Source organism: Cytophagales bacterium (genome assembly GCA_033344775.1).
Taxonomy (GTDB): domain Bacteria; phylum Bacteroidota; class Bacteroidia; order Cytophagales; family Cyclobacteriaceae; genus JAWPMT01.
Genome location: JAWPMT010000004.1, coordinates 799,403 through 818,858, shown reverse-complemented (window position 1 = coordinate 818,858; position 19,456 = coordinate 799,403). Strand labels below are relative to the sequence as shown.

Annotated in this window: 10 protein-coding genes; 7 read left to right on the top strand and 3 right to left on the bottom strand. The window is 42.5% G+C overall.

The genetic code is table 11. The features are described from left to right. Positions 1–205: 205 nt before the first annotated feature. The 3 genes from R8G66_12240 to R8G66_12230 all read right to left on the bottom strand — a co-directional run bounded on the left by R8G66_12240 (position 206) and on the right by R8G66_12230 (position 6,756). Entirely contained in the window at positions 206–937 is a 732-nt protein-coding gene (locus R8G66_12240; protein MDW3193132.1) for a LytTR family DNA-binding domain-containing protein, read from the bottom strand. Between the two features lie 275 nt (positions 938–1,212). Continuing rightward, positions 1,213–4,110, bottom strand: a complete 2,898-nt coding sequence (locus R8G66_12235; GenBank protein ID MDW3193131.1) for a histidine kinase — start codon at positions 4,108–4,110, stop codon at positions 1,213–1,215. A 24-nt stretch (positions 4,111–4,134) separates the two neighbouring features. After that, a complete protein-coding gene (locus R8G66_12230; protein ID MDW3193130.1) occupies positions 4,135–6,756 on the bottom strand; it encodes a glucosidase in 2,622 nt (873 codons plus the stop codon). 138 nt (positions 6,757–6,894) lie between these two features. Between R8G66_12230 and guaA the strand changes: the two genes are divergently transcribed. The 7 genes from guaA to R8G66_12195 all read left to right on the top strand — a co-directional run bounded on the left by guaA (position 6,895) and on the right by R8G66_12195 (position 19,452). After that, a complete protein-coding gene (gene guaA, locus R8G66_12225; protein ID MDW3193129.1) occupies positions 6,895–8,418 on the top strand; it encodes a glutamine-hydrolyzing GMP synthase in 1,524 nt (507 codons plus the stop codon). Between the two features lie 36 nt (positions 8,419–8,454). Further along, a complete protein-coding gene (locus R8G66_12220) occupies positions 8,455–10,305 on the top strand; it encodes a hypothetical protein (protein MDW3193128.1) in 1,851 nt (616 codons plus the stop codon). Beyond that, the gene (gene hemL, locus R8G66_12215; GenBank protein ID MDW3193127.1) at positions 10,286–11,569 is read left to right on the top strand and encodes a glutamate-1-semialdehyde 2,1-aminomutase; all 1,284 of its coding nucleotides are present in this window, start codon (positions 10,286–10,288) and stop codon (positions 11,567–11,569) included. Before R8G66_12220 ends, hemL begins: the two co-directional genes overlap by 20 nt. Before the next feature lie 489 nt (positions 11,570–12,058). Then, entirely contained in the window at positions 12,059–13,285 is a 1,227-nt protein-coding gene (locus R8G66_12210; GenBank protein MDW3193126.1) for a hypothetical protein, read from the top strand. A gap of 108 nt (positions 13,286–13,393) precedes the next feature. Next, positions 13,394–14,662 (top strand): hypothetical protein, encoded by a 1,269-nt coding sequence (locus R8G66_12205; protein ID MDW3193125.1) that lies wholly within the window; start codon positions 13,394–13,396, stop codon positions 14,660–14,662. Between the two features lie 35 nt (positions 14,663–14,697). After that, positions 14,698–16,068, top strand: a complete 1,371-nt coding sequence (locus R8G66_12200) for a hypothetical protein (GenBank protein MDW3193124.1) — start codon at positions 14,698–14,700, stop codon at positions 16,066–16,068. A gap of 60 nt (positions 16,069–16,128) precedes the next feature. Next, complete coding sequence (locus tag R8G66_12195; GenBank protein MDW3193123.1) at positions 16,129–19,452, top strand: hypothetical protein; 3,324 nt, start codon at positions 16,129–16,131, stop codon at positions 19,450–19,452. The last annotated feature ends 4 nt before the right edge of the window (positions 19,453–19,456 follow it).

The window sequence follows — 19,456 nt, the reverse complement described above, 5'->3', positions numbered from 1 at the left end:
TCACATGTTTCTGTCAGGTTATGCGGTTGAAGATTTGGACCTTATTGTTTGGGAGCACTTCTTCACTCAAGAATTGACCTTTAGGTCTATCCTCATTTCAAAGGTATCATACCTATCCGGGCAAGCGAAACAATCAATCGCTCGATGAATTAATGACGTATTAGTAAGGATAAATGGTAACTATTCTAGGACGAAGTGTACCTGGCTAAGCGATCTTCTCAATTTCCCGGATCAATTCGTCTTTTCGATTCCTGGAAACGTCTAATTCCATCCCGTTATCAAGAACAACCTGCGCTTCTTTGCCTTTCTTGAACTTCAGCAGTCGTCGGAGGTTGATAATGAATGACCGATGGATACGAAAGAATCCATGATCGCGCAGCAGTTTTTCATAGTCACCCAGGGGTTTGGAGGAGATGATGTCCTCATCGGGTAGGTGAACCGTGGTGTAATTCTTATCAGCTGAGAGGTACAGGATCTCTTTGGTATTGATGATTCGGATACCATCAACTGCTGGAACCGCGAATCTCGTGAGGGTTTTTTCTTGTAAAATTTGCGCCAGGAGGTGATAATCACTGGACCATTTCTTCTTCATGAAGCGCTGAACGGCATTTTTCAGATCTTCTGAACTGATCGGCTTCAGGATATAATCCAGGGCTGAAAGACGTAGTGCGTGAATGGCATGTTCCTGATGTGCCGTAGTAAAAATGACCTCCAAATCCACGTCCTGAAAGCGTTCGAGCAATTGAAGCCCGGATCCATTGGGCATATTAATGTCAAGAAAAATGAGTTTAGGACGTGTTTCAAGGATCAGGCTGTAGGCGTCGGTGATGTTGTTGCACTCACCGACAACAGATATTTCGGGGCAGTGCTTATCCAGGAGTAACCTCAACGTCTTTATAGCCAAAGGCTCATCATCTACCAATACTGCTGAGATCATTCAATCAATAATTATTTCAATCCACCTGTTTAACAAATAGCTAAACTCTTGCTGCATTTAACGAATGGGTCCAGTCATCCTTAATATAAAGCAACAATAATTCAACCTGACCTAACAAATATAAGCTAGTCGAAACCAGCCTTAAGGCTTTCCGGGACTTTTTCACCCAGATCGGTCAAAATCGGGACTAAAACGGGAAGGAAAACTAACTGCCTGTACACGTCTTGAGGTAATTATTTTGCCTATTTCGATGCCTAAGTGGTATGTCCCTCCAATCAATTTAATTCGCCAGCTACCCAAATGGAAACAGTGGTACCTTGATTAACGGCCGTTTGAACAGAGAATGTCGATTTGATTCCTTCCATTTGATTGAGCAGTGCCAATCGGTCTTTCACCAATCCGGAACCTTTTGATGAGCTTTTAGTCGTGTCAGGATCAAACCCTCTACCATTATCTGATACTTCTATCAGCAGGGTTGCTTCATCTTCTCTTTTTACGTGTAAGTGGATCAGGCCATTTTCTCGATTGTGCACACCATGCCAAATGGCATTTTCGATTACGGGCTGCAGGATCATGGATGGAATTTTTTGTTCTTCGTAGACATCCGGATCGATGGTGGTTCTAAACTCAAACCCATTGCTTGACCGGTATTTTTCCAAATCTACATAGAGTTGAATGGTCTTTAGCTCTTCATGTATGTGGTTGGTCAACAGGCTTGATTGGTCCAGTATCCTTCGCATGAGCTTGCTGTACTTGACGAGATATTCTTCTGCGAGTTCATTTTCATTACTCAATAGGAATGATTGAATGGAATTGAGCGCATTGAATAAAAAGTGCGGATTAATCTGTGCTTTCAATGCTTTGATTTCGGCAGCGATCCGGTCATTTTCCAGTTTTCGTTTGAGCCGAATGTTTCTAGTAAACGAATTGTAAATTAAGCCCGCAATCATCAATATGATCCCTAAGATCAATGCCTTGAACCAGAGGGTTTGCCAGTAAGCAGGAACAATGGTGAATGGTAGGGTTGTGGCAGGTGACCACTCACTATTTTTTGTTCGGGCGCTCACTTCGAAAGTATAACTCCCGGGATTTAGTTTGGAGTAATTAACGGTGTTGATGTTAGAGTTCGACCAAGGTGGCGTATCAGTTTCATGTTGTTTCAGGCGATATCGATAGGTGAGGTTTGGTTGATTACGAAAGATCAAGGCCTTGAATATCATTTTCAACGTGCCCACTGAATAGGGGATATCAAATGGCTTACCTTTATAATTGTATCCGTCTGATCCTTCCAGTCGGTCAATGATGATTGAAAACTCACTGGTTTCTTCAAAACTTGCGGCCAGGTCAATTACTTTGATCCCATCATCCTGAGCGACAAGTACATTGCCATTGAAGGCTACGATATCCCGGTTTTTTATGCTCTTAAGACCATCAGATTTATCGATGATCTCGAAACTGTTTTGTTTCAGGTCGATCTTGAAAAGTTCTTTATTGGAAGAGAACCATAGGGTACTCCCGGTTAATATCGCATGTTCAGCAATGGTTTGATTAATACCAAGCTCTTGCGAGTAATTGACCACTTGTCCGTCCTTAAAATTGAGCAGGCCTCTACCTGTGGTTGGAAGCCAAAGTTGATCCTCATCTACTAAAATTTGTGCGACTCTAACATCATTAATGGGCGCCTTCTTGATGTTAAATTGCTTATCCAGAATAAAAAAACCCCGGTCTGTGGCCATCATGATTGAATCCTTTCTGACCAACAAATCATTGATCCGGCCATTGGTCCAAATGAAGGATTGTTCTTCTCCTGAGTTTAAATCTAATTCCGTAACCCTGGACCTGCTAGAGGCAATATATATAAGGGAGTCCTTGATATAAACAGCACGTACGTTCATCTCAGACTTTCTGATCGGTTCACCATTCCGACTGTCCAATAACGAAAAACTTGCATTGGAGCCCAATGCAACTACATGCTCATAGGCATTGAGGTATTTATAGCCAGCACGTTCATTCAATATGAATTCTTTTTCTTTTTCAAAGTCTGAATTCATGAATATGAGCCGGTTTTTTTGTCCTACCAGGATCAATTGGTCAGCATTTACAGTCATTTGATCAATTTCCGGTAGCGGTAATGATGCCTGTTTAACTTTATTCACTGGCTTGAACATTACTCCGTTTTTCAGAGACGTAAGCCAGATGTTTCCTTCGTGATCTACATAGCTGGAGGTATTGCCTTCCTGTTCATGTTTAAGAGTGAATTGGTCTGCCTTAGGATCGTATTCGTATACACCTATCGAAGTATGGACCAAAACTTTACCTGCCAGCGTTCGGACACTCAAAACCCTGATACCCGATTCTTGAATGGTGCTGGAGAGGTATGAGGTGAGGTTGCGGGTGTCAAGAATTTTAAGTCCATTTGCCTCTACCTGGTTGGAATGTGTGATCAACAAATCATCAATACAAATGAAATAACCAAGACCACTTCTCAGAAAGACCTGATTGTTAAGTGTTAATTCTTCGTAGAAGTCGGCTATATTAGGAGTGGGGTTGGGGTTGAATTTAACCATGGTCAAACCCGTTGCCACGTCTTCTTTTCTCATAGCGGGTTTTCGGTTACTTCTGGAGATAACCCCTAGCAGTGATTCCTGGCATTTACAGATGTAGGTGCCCAATAGATCATCAATTGGAGGTTCAATCAGCGTTTGATTAACTGGGTCGAAGATCTTAATCGGACCATGATAGGCGGAGATGAAAATTTTACTTTCGAATTCAAGTATCTGGGTGATCCGGGAATTGTAGTCTAATGCTGACGGAAGTTGGTTGTTGGCAGTGGAGAAGATAGAGTCCTCTTTGACGTAACCCATGTTGCCATTAAATGAATACATCCATATTCTTCCTGAAGAGTCCTTGAAGAATTTAAGGATATCCATATCTGGCAAACCATCACTTAATTCATAATTCTTGAATTCATAGCCATCAAATCTGCTCAGGCCTGCATCCGTACCAAACCACATGTATCCCCTGTCGTCTTGTATCAAATCGTATACCGTATTTGATGGGAGTCCATCATCAATGGTATAGATGATTTCTATTGAAGACTGAGCAGAGGCTGTCCCCGTTGCAACAAACAACAGTAATGCAAAAAAATGATGATACCATGCTTGCTTAGGCATGGAGCAAATTTAACGCTTGTTCGGTCAGTTATAGTATCGATGGATCATTTCAGCCACTAAACCAGTCCAGCCTGTTTGGTGGGCTGCTCCCAGGCCTTCACCGGAATCCGCATGGAAATATTCGTAAAAGAGTATGTAATCTTTGAAATGTGGATCTTCCTGAAATTTCTTTTGATCCGCATAGAGCGGCCGGTTCCCTTCCTTGTTGGGCAAAAATATCTCAAACATTCGCCAACAAACTTGATGCGCAATTTCCTGAAGTGTTTTCTTTTCTCCCGATCCGGTCGGGTATTCAATGGTGAATCCTTCTCCATAAAACTGATCGAATCTTGACATGGATTCCAGCAACAGGTAATTCACAGGGAACCATACCGGTCCTCGCCAGTTGGAGTTTCCGCCAAAGAATGAGCTGTCGGATTCACCGGGCAAATAAGCTACACGTAATACCTCGTCTTTCAAAGGGAATTCATACGGGTGCTTTTCATGGTATTTAGATAGCGCACGAATGCCATAAGGCGATAGGAACTCTTCAGTATCCAGCATGCGTTCCAGGATTCGTTTCATGCGATGGATCCGAACGATACTTAATAGGCGGTTGTGGTTTTTTCCCTCTTCGCCCCAGCGTGACACCAATTTCGACAAGTGTTGTCGTTCTTTGAGTAGTAAGTCAAGCTTCTTTCTGAACTCCGGTAGCCTGGCATAAGCTTCGCCATCGAGGATTTCTACCGCGTACAAAGGGATCAGACCTACCATTGATCTCACCTTCATTTGCTGGTCTTGAGCATCCGGTCTGCGTATGATGTCGTAGTAGAACTCGTCCTCATCATCCCACAGATCAATGTGATTTTGTCCTACATCGTTCATCGCTGCCGAGATGTAGAGGAAGTGCTCAAAAAACTTGATCGACATGTCCTGATACACCGGGTATTCCATGGCCAGGTCCAGGGAGATCTTCAGCATATTCAAGGCGAACATGGCCATCCAACTCGTACTGTCTGCCTGCTCCAGCCGGGAGTTTTCGAAGATCTGGTGATTGCGATCAAAGACCCCAATATTATCCAGTCCAAGAAATCCACCTTCGAAGAGGTTGTTACCGTCTTCATCTTTGCGATTCACCCACCAGGTGAAGTTGATGATCAGTTTGTGAAAGCACTTCTGTAGAAAGTCCAGGTCTGCTTTGCCGGACATTTCCTTATCGATCTGATAGACGCGTAATACGGCCCATGCATGTACCGGAGGGTTTACATCGCTAAAGTTCCATTCATAAGCCGGGATCTGTCCATTTGGATGCTGGTAACGTTCATTGAGCAGTAAAAGCAGTTGATTTTTGGCAAATTCCGGATCGATCCTGGCAATGGGCAAACAATGAAAAGCCAGGTCCCACGCAGCATACCAGGGGTATTCCCATTTATCTGGCATGGAGATGATGTGGTAGTTGAACAGATGTTCCCAATCCTTGTTACGACCATGCTTGCGATTGGCCGGAGGATCATGTCTTCCGGGATCACCATGCAACCAGTTTTGCATGTTGTAATAATAGAACTGTTTGCTCCACATCATGCCAGCGAAAGCTTGACGTTGGATGTTGCAAAGCTCTTTGTGAGTTACTTTCTGTTGAATCTGTCCATAAAATTCATCGGCTTCATCCAGACGACTCTGAAAGATTTGATCAAAATCACCAAATGGGTCTACGAGAGGTTGATTGCTGAGTCGGACCTTGACTTCCGTTGGTGCATTAGGCTTTACCTTGAGTCGGTAGATCCCTGCCGATTTGGTACCAAATTGCTTGTCATTGATCACCTTTTCCTCATTGATCAGGTATTCATGGAAAGCATCTTTGAAATAAGTAGCTGTGTTTTTGATGCCGTAAAGCCGCTCTCGATTGGTCTCATTGTCAGTGAATACCACTTCCTCGACTTCTTCACTTAAGTACATGTAATATGTCCCCAATAAATGATGATCCACCTGAATGGTTTGTGAGTCTTTTAGAAATAGGCGTGGCCGGACCGGATCCCGGCGAGATGACCAGGTATTTCGAAACCACACGGTTGGTAAGATAAAAAGATCTGCCGTTTCGTTATATCGATTGTGTGCTGTTGCACGAAAAAGGCAATCGGTAGGGGTATTTTTGGCGTATTCCAGAAAGATATCGAAGTACTTGTCGTCATCGAAAATCCCCGTGTCGATCAATTCATATTCCCTGTCTTTATGCGAGCGTTTGGTGTTCTCATCCACCAGTTGCGCATAGGGATATTCCATCATAGGATACTTGTAAAGCATCTTCATGTAAGAATGCGTAGGTGTACTGTCGAGATAATAGTACAGCTCCTTTACATCCTCGCCATGATTGCCCTCCGAACCTGTCAGTCCGAACAAGCGCTCTTTCAGAATGGGATCTTTGCCATTCCAGAAAGCCCACGAAAAACAGATGCGCTGATCCGTGTTGCTGAATCCACCAATACCGTCTTCACCCCATCGGTAAGCCTTACTGCGGGCATGGTCATGGATCACTCCTTCCCAGGCATTGCCATGTTCCGTATAGTCTTCTCGAACGGTGGCCCACTGCCTTTCTGAAAGATAAGGCCCCCAAATCTTCCAAGGGGTATCCTCACATTCTTCTGCTAATCTTTCTTTCTCTTTGGACATCTTACAACTTGCGAAATTGACGGTGAAACAGGTTTTGAAACCTTTTGAAATCGCATATGGTTTTGACTTTTCTAAACTTCCGATTTTATGCGTTCGGAAGACTGGTAACATATCAGGACTCTGCCTAATTTTGCGGCCATGTTAGAAAAAGTTCTGATCCTGGATTTCGGCTCGCAATATACGCAGCTTATTGCCAGAAGAGTACGCGAACTCAATGTTTATTGCGAGATACATCCATTCAGTAATTTTCCAGACCCTGACGATTCCGTCAAAGGTGTAATACTGAGCGGAAGTCCTTGTTCTGTATTGGAGGATCAGGCACCAGATATCGATAGGCAACGCCTTGGAAGCCTTCCGGTACTGGGTGTTTGTTACGGAGCACAATTATTGGCTCATAAGGCCGGAGGTAGGGTGGCCCGGTCGGCACATCGCGAGTATGGTCGATCATCCATTGAAGTAAATGGATCTAACGAATTGTTTGAGGGAATTGATAACGACAGTCAGGTTTGGATGTCGCACGGTGATACCATCACCAATCTGCCTTCAAATTTCACTACCATTGCCCATACCAAAGATATTCCTGTGGCGGCCTATCACATTGAAGGGGAGCCTACCTACGGTATTCAATTCCACCCTGAGGTAACGCACAGTGTGCAGGGAAAACAACTGCTACACAACTTTGTAGTAGGGATCTGTGGTGCTAATCAGACCTGGACGCCTGCACAGTTTGTAGAAAGTACCGTTCAGGAATTGAAGGAACAATTAGGAGAGGATAAGGTGGTCATGGGACTCTCCGGAGGCGTGGATTCCTCTGTTGCTGCAGAATTGATCCACAAGGCCATCGGGGCTAACTTGTTTTGCATTTTTGTTGATAATGGCTTGCTTCGTAAAAATGAATTTGAAGATGTGCTGGAGAGCTACCAGCAGATGGGACTGAATGTAAAAGGTGTAGATGCTAAAGATCGGTTCTACAGTGCCTTAGCTGGTTTGACCGATCCCGAAGACAAGCGGAAAGCTATTGGGCGCACGTTTATCGAAGTATTTGACGAAGAAGCTCATCGCATTCAGGAGGTGAAATGGCTAGGACAGGGAACCATTTACCCTGACATCATTGAGTCTGTTTCCGTGGGCGGCCCCTCCGTCACCATCAAATCACATCACAATGTGGGTGGTTTGCCGGAGCGCATGAAATTGAAGGTGGTGGAGCCTTTGAAGACATTGTTCAAGGATGGCGTTCGACGCGTAGGACGCTCTCTGGAAATCCCGGACAACATCCTGGGGCGACACCCATTCCCAGGTCCTGGCCTTGGCATTCGAATTCTCGGGGATATCACGGCGGATAAAGTACAGATACTGCAAGAAGTGGATCATATATTCATCAATGGATTGAAAGAGGAAGGTCTGTACGATGATGTATGGCAAGCCGGAGCGATGTTATTGCCTGTGCAGTCTGTCGGAGTGATGGGGGATGAGCGCACTTACGAGCGAGTAGTAGCATTGCGTGCAGTAAGCAGCCTGGATGGTATGACAGCAGATTGGTGCCATTTGCCGTATGATTTTCTGGGAAGAGTTTCCAATAAGATCATCAATCAGGTAAAAGGGATCAACCGCGTGGTTTATGATATCAGTTCTAAGCCACCGGCAACCATCGAATGGGAATGATTAGTTAAATTCACCATGCGTTTAATCCGGCCTATTTTGAAAAGAATCTTCCTTCCATTGTTTTTCCTGATGTCTGGCATAATTTCTATTGCTCAGGTGTCACAATCTGAATTTTTAGAAGCTAAGCGGCTCTTTAGGGAGGAACAATATGCTTCTGCCAGAAGTGCTTTTGCGGCTTTATCAGATGATCCTGCTTTTGGTTCCTACGCTACTTTTTATACCGGCCTGGCGGCTTATCGACAAAATGAAAAGGCAGCGGCTATTTCTGTTTGGAAACTTATTATTTCGAACAATCCCACCTGGGATCAATTGCCAGATGTTTATTTCTGGCTGACAAAGACCCATTTTGAACGCGAGGAATATACAGACGGGTTGAGATACACCCAGGAGTATAGGGACCGATTCTCGAATAATCTGGATGAATTGCGTCAAAGATATATTCCACGGGCATCGTTGGAACAGCTAAAAGTATTGAAGGAGGAATTCCCAGAAGACCGGCTGGTTGTAACAGAATTAGCTAAAAAGCTGGATCGATCTTCACAGGAGGATTTTGCATTGTTGAAAGAGTTGATCCAGCGTTATGAATTGGATGTTGAAGATTACTCCGAAGTAAGTAATGCGGAAGTGCGAAGGCCTTCGTATTCCATTGCTGTGATGCTACCGTTCATGTTTGATAGCCTTGAAGCTCCCGGGCCAATACTATCAAATAAGATCATTGTGGATTTCTATCAGGGAATGCTGCTGGCACAGCAGGAATTGGATTCCTTAGGCCTTGTTATCGATCTTTATCCTTATGATACCAAGCGTAGTGCACAAGAGACTCAGAAGTTGTTGCTCAATCCTTCATTGAAAGAGAGCGATTTGATCATTGGACCACTACTACCGGGTCCTCTTGAAGTTGTTAAAGCATACTCCGCAGCGCATCAAATCAATATGGTCAATCCGGTTTCTTCCAATCAAACCGTGGTAGACGGAAATGATTTTGGGTATTTGCTTAAAGCGGGATACCCTACGATTGGCGTGAAACTAGCTGAACGAGCCCAGGTTCGGTTCCCGGAAAATAACCGGGCACTGGTTTATTTCTCTAGCAATGATCGTGATTCCATCGTTGCATTGAATTATAAAAACGTCATCGAAGAAGCAGGCTTTGAAGTGCTGGATTATCGATCCATCGATAATGAGACCAGTCGCCCCATTCTGGATTCTCTCATTGAGCAGCATGAAGAATACATCGCGACCATGGAAGAAGTGGATTCTTTGATGGAGATACCAGGTCGATTCATTAAGAACCGAAAGATAGATCCGGAATCAGAGATAGAGATGGAATACCTCATCATTAGTGAAGAAGAAGAAACAGAAGGTGATTCCCTGGTTTATTACGAGATGAAGTTCAATGTAATCGAAGACAGCATTGGTCATATCATGGTTTCTTCCAGAGACAATGGCATTGTGAACAATTTTATAAGTGCCATCGAAAGCCGACCAGACTCCATTGGCCTACTGGGCTATGGGAACTGGATTGACTTCAAGGTCATTGACTATGAACAATTCGAACGATTAGATGTAGAGTTGGCTTACCCTGAATTTATCAATAAACGAAGTGAAGCCTATAAGGCCTTATATCAGCGGGCCATCAATACCTACGCAAGCATTCCTTCAGATTTCGTCTTCTTCGGATATGAATCTCTGAAATATCTTGGAATGATGCTGCATAAACATGGCAAGTATTTCCAGAATGGCTTTCTGAGGGAAGGATTTTATTCGGGAACCACCATGAGTGGTTATGAGTTTGGTATTAATAACGACAATCAGATCGTCCCTATCATTAGCTTCAAAAACAGCCGGTTAAGTCCGGTCACAAATTCAGATGGATCATTCGAAGAGTAAAGCGCTTTTTGACAAGGCGCAGTTGGTGATACCCGGTGGGGTCAATTCGCCAGTACGCGCATTTAACGCCGTAGGCGGTAATCCGCTATTCATCAAATCGGCCAAAGGTGCCTATCTCTATGATGAAGATGGTCATGCATATATTGATATGATCAATTCCTGGGGGCCGATGATCCTGGGACATGCACATGAAGCAGTTGAAAAAGCGGTATTTGATGCCGTAAAAGACAGCCCATCCTTCGGGGCGCCTGGTAGGAGAGAAGTGGAGATTGCTGAACTGATTGTGGACATGGTCCCTTCAGTTGAAAAGGTAAGAATGGTCAACTCTGGTACAGAGGCCACTATGTCAGCAGTTCGTGTGGCAAGAGGATTTACCGGAAGAGATAAATTCATCAAATTCGAAGGCTGCTATCATGGTCATGGTGATTCGTTTTTGATTGCTGCAGGAAGCGGGGCGATTACCATGGGAACGCCTGATAGCCCTGGAGTTACTTCAGGAACAGCGAAGGATACCTTGTTGGCCCCTTTCAATGATTTAGAAGCCGTAAAAGCGCTTGTGGCTAATAACAAAGATGAAGTGGCCGCAATCATCGTGGAGCCGGTAGGAGGTAACATGGGATGCGTATTGCCAGAACCCGGATTTTTGGAAGGTTTGCGTGAGCTATGTACGAAGGAAGGGATCGTGCTCATTTTTGATGAAGTCATGACTGGATTTCGTTTGTCAAAAGGCGGCGCTCAGGAAAGACTAGGAGTGATTCCCGACATGACAACTCTGGGAAAGATCATCGGCGGAGGCTTGCCTGTAGGAGCTTACGGAGGCAAGAAGGAGATCATGGATTACGTTTCACCAGCAGGTCCGGTTTATCAGGCAGGAACACTTTCTGGAAATCCAGTAGCCATGGCCGCCGGTTTGGCCATCTTGTCTACACTCAATGAGGACACCTCCATTTACACCCAATTAGATGAGATTACAGGCAAAATTGTTTCGGGAATCGAAGCTATTTTGAAGCAATACAGTTTGCCTTATACGACCAATCACATCGGTAGTATGTATACCCTGTTCTTTACCGATCAGAAAGTGATTGATTTTGAATCAGCGAAAAGCACAGATACTGAGCGGTTTGGAAAGTACTTCCGGTCCATGTTGGAGCAAGGAGTGTATTTGGCCCCCTCTCAATACGAAGCGTTGTTCATTTCTACGGCCATTGGCGAGGAAGAAATGAAGAAGATCATTAGTGCTACGGAAGTAGCATTGAAAGGCTAAGTAAATACAACTGTCAACTAGCGACTTCCCCTAAGGAAGAAAGCCTGTAGAAATATGCCAAAGTGCGACGGATTCAATGAACCTGATCGGATCATAAAGTTTGTATGGTCCATTTTCATAATCGTAGGTACCATTCGTCTTTTAAAAGAATACTTCTATCCTTGAAAAAGTAACGATCGTTCATTGTGGGCATGTTACTTTTCGAGATGAAACTTTTATTATACATTTGTTTTAAGAGAGTTCAAATGAACATTTAAACAACGACAGTTCATTTGAATGTCTCTTAGAATAGCTAAGCAAAACCAGGCAATTAAATAAACACTCCATTTCATCCAATAGCCTATCATTTTAGGTGATGTAACGGAACATGCTTGTATTGGAACCTCGAATGATTTGTATGATTTCGTATTCGTAGAAATCTGGATATGGTGAAGATTTCGATAGTTACAAGCTGAATTGGACAATGACTAAGGAATAAATGAAAACAATATGAGAACTAAAGTAATTTTCTTGACCATGACCATGGGGCTGCTGGTCTTTTCAGGTTTCAGTCAAATAAATGTCGATACCAGCGGGAATAAAATGGATCTGCTCGTCAATCCGGACTTAGGGAGTTCTCCCATCTTATCACTTAGGAATCCAGGTGCAGATTTAGGAAATAATTGGGGGCCAGGTATCGAGTTTTCTACGTCGATTGGATTGGCTAAAATCATGGGTTATGACCAGCGTGGTAGTAGCAATAGTACATACAGAGGTGGTTTGATTTTCAAGACACGTGTTCACACCCTCGGTAGTGACGCAGGTTTCTATGAGCGCATGAGAATTACTGCTGATGGAAATATTGGGATTGGTACCAGTCAGCCTTTATCGCTTTTGGAATTAAGGAAACCTGAAGACCTGGGCACAGCTCCGATGTTGATTTTGCGCAACGAAGGATCGGAATTCAAAGGAACCACCGGTCCTGCCATTGAGTTTGCTTCTACTATCGGATTGGCAAAGATTATTGGTGTAGACGAACGTGGAGGTGCTAACAGTACCTGGCGTGGCGGGTTGTCGTTTAAGACTAGATTACACACTTCTGGGAGTGATGCCGGATTTGAAGAACGCATTCGAATAACCGGGGCCGGTGATGTGGGTATTGGCACCGCACAACCTACCACCAAGCTTCATGTCATTGGAGATGTAAGAGCCGGAAATCTAATTTCTGAAGCATCCACAGCAAGTGAAGGCGGCGAAATTTATCTGGAAGGACCATCTGGTTACAATGATTGGCACGTCGACAACTATCAAGGCAGTTACAGACTTCATCATTCAGGAGCAGAATATTTCCGGGTTTCAACCGATGGGAAAGTTGGTATCGGAACGTCATCACCTTCAGAGAAACTATCAGTAGATGGTAAGATCAATGCGGAAGAGATCATTCTGGAAGATATTGATATCAACGGTGTTCCAGATTTTGTCTTTGAAGAAGACTATGACCTGCGTTCGTTAGCAGAAACAGAACAATTTATCAAAGCCAACAAACACCTTCCTGAGGTTCCGTCCGCAGTAGAAATGGCTGAAGAAGGATTAGCATTGAAAGAGATGAATTTTCTGCTGCTACAGAAGGTGGAAGAATTGACGTTGCATTTGATCGAAAAAGATAAGGAAGTACAAGATCTTCAATCACAAATGATTAAAGTCATGGAGCAATTGGAGAAATTGACGAAGGAGTGACAGCATATCTAGTTTATTAGCCTAATGAACGAAAATAAATAGTCTAATGCACTTGAACCTGTAAAAACAATTAAACGACCCTGAACGGAAGCGATAAACCAAAAAAACATGAAAACATCTTTAATATTTATAATAACACTTTGCCTTAGTTTCAGCGTTGTTGCTCGGCAATGGGTAAATCAAAGTGGAGACGCGATATTGAGTACGGGTAATGTAGGAATAGGCACAAATAGTCCACTGAGTAAACTGCATCTAAATGGTAATTTCCGAATAACAGATCCGAATACATCAAATACGGTCTTTATTCTTCAGAACAATCTGGGAATAGGAGAGATGTTGGTTCGTAACCAAACTTCTCCACAAATTAAACTTTCTGCGGCAAGTGATAGCTATTTTCTTGGAGGTCTGGGAATAGGAAATGCCTCTCCGAATGCTAAACTCCATGTTTTCGGTACGTTTAAGGTAGCAGACCCTAATACTGGGAATGATATGTTGAACATGACTTTCCCGAACGGTTCAGGGGAGTTGTATTTGCGAAATGGAAGCGCCGCAAGAGTAAAACTGGCTGCCACAGGTGACAGTTACTTTCTTGGAGGTGGTTTAGGAATAGGAAATGTCTCTCCGAATGCTAAACTCCATGTTTTCGGCACATTTAAGGTTGCAGATCCTAATACTGGGAATGATATGTTGAACATGACTTTCCCGAACGGTTCAGGGGAGTTGTTGTTGCGAAATGGAAGCGCCGCAAGAGTAAAATTGGCTGCCACAGGTGATAGCTACTTTCTTGGAGGTGGTTTAGGAATAGGTAATGCCTCTCCAAATGCTAAGCTCCATGTTTTTGGAACCTTTAAGGTAGCGGACCCTAATACTGGGAATGATGTATTGAACATGACTTTTCCTAATGGTTCAGGAGAGCTGTTTTTACGTGATGGAAGCAGTGCGAAAATAAAATTTGCAGCTACTGGTGATAGTTATTTGCTTGGAAACTTGGGTATCGGTACCTCTTCTCCAGATCATGAGCTTTCGGTCAAAGGCACAATCAATGCCGAAGAACTCATTCTTGAAGACGTGGATGGAGCAGACTTTGTATTTGAAGAAGACTATGATCTCCGTTCATTAGAAGAAACAGAACAATTCATCAAAGCCAACAAACACCTTCCAGAGGTTCCGTCTGCGGCAGAAATGGCAGAAGAAGGATTAGCATTGAAAGAGATGAATATTCTGCTGCTGCAGAAAGTAGAAGAATTGACCTTGCATTTGATTAGGCAAGAGAAAGCGATGGCTGCACAGGCTAACAAAATAACTGCTCAGGCTGAAAAAATGGAAAAAATGGAACAAGAGCTTACTGCTTTGAAGGTAACTCAAACTAAAAATTAAATACAAGACTAATCTAAACCTCAACCATTTGACATATGTGTGTAATTAACCTTTTTACTTCGAATGAATTCAAAGCCCGTGTAAAAAAAATTGAGCCGAGAATTCTATTGATGCTGTCAATTGTTATGCTGAATACCTTCTTCTCACAGGCGCAACAATGGCAGACGAGTAGTGGCAACCTACACTTCTCTACAGGAAGTGTTGGAATTGGAACCACGACTCCAAATTCTCCTTTAGAAGTCAAGAGTGAAAACTCTAATAATGACTTAATTCTGGCAAGATTTATTCATCGAGCAAATACTGCTGAGGCTGGCGCAGGTATTCAACTAGGAGGTAAGAACGATGATAGTGGATTTGGTGCTAAAATATTAGGTTACTCAAATCCTAATTTGACCCATAATAGTAGAATGTCGATTTTTACTTCTTCTGGGTTAAATACCTGGAATCTAGGGTTGACTCAGGATAAGGATGGCAATATTGGAATTGGAACCACAACTCCCAAATCTCCATTAGAAGCCACAAGTGAGAATTCTGATAGTGACGTCATCCTGGCAAGATTTATTCATCGAGCAAATACAACTGAGGCTGGCGCAGGTATTCAATTAGGAGGCAAGAATGATGATAGGGGATTTGGTGCTAAAATATTAGGTTACTCAAATCCTAATTTGAATCATAATAGTAGAATGTCGATTTTTACTTCTTCTGGGTTAAATACCTGGAATTTAGGATTGACTCAAGATAAAGACGGTAATATTGGAATTGGCACTACAACTCCAAAATCTCGATTAGAAGCGACAAGTGAGAATTCTGATAGTGACGTAATCCTGGCAAGGTTTATTCATCGGGCAAATACTACTGAGGCTGGTGCAGGTATTCAATTAGGAGGTAAGAATGATGATAAGGGATTTGGTGCTAAAATATTAGGTTACTCAAATCCTAATTTGAATCATAATAGTAGAATGTCGATTTTTACTTCTTCTGGTTTAAATACCTGGAATTTAGGTTTGACTCAAGATAAGGATGGCAATGTGGGAATTGGTACCATTTCACCAAGCCAAAAACTATCCGTCGATGGCACGATCAATGCCGAAGAGATTCTTCTTGAAGATGTAGCCGGTGCCGATTTTGTTTTCGAAGAAGATTACGATCTCCGTTCATTAGAAGAAACAGAACAATTCATCAAAGCGAATAAACACCTTCCGGAGGTTCCATCTGCAGCAGAAATGGCTGAAGAAGGATTAGCATTGAAAGAGATGAATATTCTACTGCTACAAAAAGTGGAGGAATTGACTTTGCATTTGATTAGGATGGAGAAAGAAGCCAAAACGAACGCTGCTGACTTTGAAGCAAAATTATTAGAACAAGAAAAACAAATTGAGGCTTTGAAAGCGAAACAAAACAAATAGTCATTAGGATTAAGATTTATTCTATGCAAAACATTAAAAACACTAAAACTTCAACGTGAAATGAGAACAATTAAACTGGTCCCTTTACTAATCTTTTTAACGTGGACGCCTTTCTTGAAGCTAAAGGCACAGAGCGATGCATATTTCCCTGATGGGGTAGCTTCTTCTCCGACTGCAGCTGGTATCATATCAGCACTGGAATTTCCTACAGACTTATCCTCTGGAAAACCATCCATCAGTATTCCATTATATACAATTGAACGCGATGGAGTAACCGTTCCCATATCCTTGTCATATAATGCCCAGGGAATTAAAGTAAATCAGGTTGCGGGTTATGCCGGACTGAATTGGAACTTAAATGCAGGGGGATCAGTGACCCGATTGGTCAATGGTCTGCATGATGAATTCTCCTTTGGATATATGTCTGGTAAGCATGACATCAGCGGTATCATGGATACATGTTCATCTGCCTCTCCAAATAAGGATGCAGCTTATTGCGACTATCGCATGTTACAAGCAGATTATGGAGAAATTGATTTGAAACCAGATGAGTTTTTCTTTCAGTTCGGAGCGTATTCTGGTAAATTTTTCTATAACCAGGAGCAAGAAAAGTTTGTTTTTCAGTCTAAAGAGGACTTAGCCGTTGAATACTACCGTGCAGGGGGTAATACGTATGGGAAGATCGTAGGCTTTCGGTTCACAACTCCCTATGGAGTGAAGTACTATTTCGGAGTGGAGAGTGAAAATGATAATTCTCCGATTTTAGAAAAGAAGAGCACCTCAGGAATATTACATTCATTTAATTCCAGTAATATTGATCTTTCTCAGAACCCGTACCATAGTCTATGGCCCTTAAGGCGGATCGTTACAACAAATGGTCAGGAGATTAATTTTTATTACAGAACATCTATTCAAGAATACAATACAAAAGGTGGAGAGTGGATCAGTGAGTATGAGAATGATAATTACACCAATAATGTCCGTGTCGAACGTCATTTGATTGAACAACCTGAACTGGAGGAGATCGATTTCGGCCTTGGCTCGGTGTTTTTTTCTTCATGGGGTGGTTCAAGACTTGATTACAGGCAGGGTACCGCACTGGGAAGTGTATCCGTTCTCGATCAAAACAATAATCAAATCAAGAAATTCAATTTCAACTATGATCACTACACGACAAGTGAAAGTTTACCTCCATTTGTGCTATCCACTTATCAAGAAGGTGTAAAGAATAGATTACGTCTCATTAGTATTCAAGAGGAAGGAGATGATGGTTCATTGATTCCTCCGTATGTGTTTGGTTATAATGGTAATTTTTTACCCAGCCTCTATAATTCTGGTCAGGACTATTGGGGTTATTACAATGGTGAAGACAATGGTCACTATGTGAAACAAAACATTGGTACCCAAGAATCTCGAAAAAAGAGGCAAGTCAATCCACAAACTAGCTCAGTAGGTATCCTTAATAAGATCACTTATCCCACAGGAGGATATACTCTGTTTTCTTTTGAGTCAAATAAAGGAGGATCAACGAATATAATCCCTGGACCAGACTATTTCGGTACTGAGCTCCATTCTGAGTTCATTGAAAAATTGGATGGCCGGAGTAATTCGGAAAATGAATTTTGGGATGAGGGCCTCAACAGATATGTCCTGGATTTTGAAGTTGAAATTACGGCGGTTCAAGGCGAAGCGAAATTATATATGGACTTGCCTGGACCATGTCCAATGACTGGTCAAGAATCTACAAGCTGCCCTTATTTAGTGCGGCTGGATGGTAATGTTTATCCAAATGCAAATATTAGTAACATTAGTGATCTAAGTGCCGGTATGCACAGACTAGAGATTATTCCTCAGAATAATGCAACTATTGACCCAAACGATTACTTTTTTGAGGTCTTAATAGAATATTATGCTCCGGATAGGTCAGCTGGCGGGAAATTAGTAAGTGGGGAAATATTTATGGGGGGGTTGCGTGTGAAAAGTACTTCCTCTTATTCCTCGGATAATGAACTGCTTTTCAAAAAGGACTACTATTATCGAAATGGTATTGCCGTCTCCTTGCCCAGTTTTATTGAAAGCATCTACGTGGCAGGATTGCAAATGCCATGCACGAGTGCTAGTCAATTTGGCAACCATGAATTAGTAGGTTCAGGTTATGAATACCCTCATTATGTGGAAGTTTATGAGGATATGTTTAGAACACAAGCTAACGAACTACCTGATGGCTCTACGGTCCCTCCCTATAGTAAGATAGTGAGTTATTTTGATGAGCACGACGTGGAACCCTTAAATAACTTTACCTCACATCCCTACCCATCTCCGGATGATCTTCAATTCCAAATGAATAAACTAACCTCTAAAGAATACTATGATGAGGACGGAAAGGTGAAGACTGAAACTTATGGTTATTTAGATAATGTAAATGAATATCATCAACAGGATCATATCTTGGGTATTGCCGGGTTCAGAAATGCAGCTTGCAGATCATTGGGATATAACCCAAGTCTAAACACGCTAGACCCAGCAACCTATAAACTCTACACAGGATTAGACCGGGTTCGGTCTGTGAAGGAAGTTACCTATTATGATAAGTCGTCATCTTCCACCACGCTCACAAAAAGTTATTTCGATTCAAATGAACATAGTCAATTAACAAGTACGACTGTTTCCATAGGTACGGATACGTCAAGTGAATCGGACCTGGTAATTTCAGAATATTTATATGCGGATGACTTGATCAATGGTACAGAGGATTATCTTATCGCGTATGGCAAGCTTACGCAACTTGGTAAGGCAGGTAATTTATATCGTCCGGCTATTCCATTGATCACTAAAAGTTATCGATCTCGTGACGCAGGATTGAATAAAAAGCTCATTTCAAACAGTCAACTGGTACTTGATGATTTTAATCAAAATGTTGCCGTCTCGGAGCAATGGTCAGCGGTTGGCGACGCGGATTTAGAGAAGAACTTCACTATCCTCAAACGCAACGACCAGGGCAAGCCGACAGAGGTTGTAGGCCGAAATGGAGTGACTAGCTGCTTTATCTGGGGTTATGGTGGAGAGTTGCTAATTGGAAAAGTAATTGGCACTGACTATAACTCTATTAAGCTAGATGTTGAGGGGCTTGTGTCATTATCAAATCTTGACATTGATCAGACCTCAGAAGACAATCTGAGAAATGGGATCCTCACATTTATACAAACACATCCCAACTCACAAGGGTCATTTGTAACATTCGACCCATTGTTAGGAGTAACGAGCACAATAGACCGGTCTGGTTTAATTTCCTACTATGAATACGATGAATTTGGAAGACTAAAAAAGGTCATTGATCATGACGCGAATGTCCTGCAACATTACGAATACAATTACAAAAACTAATAAA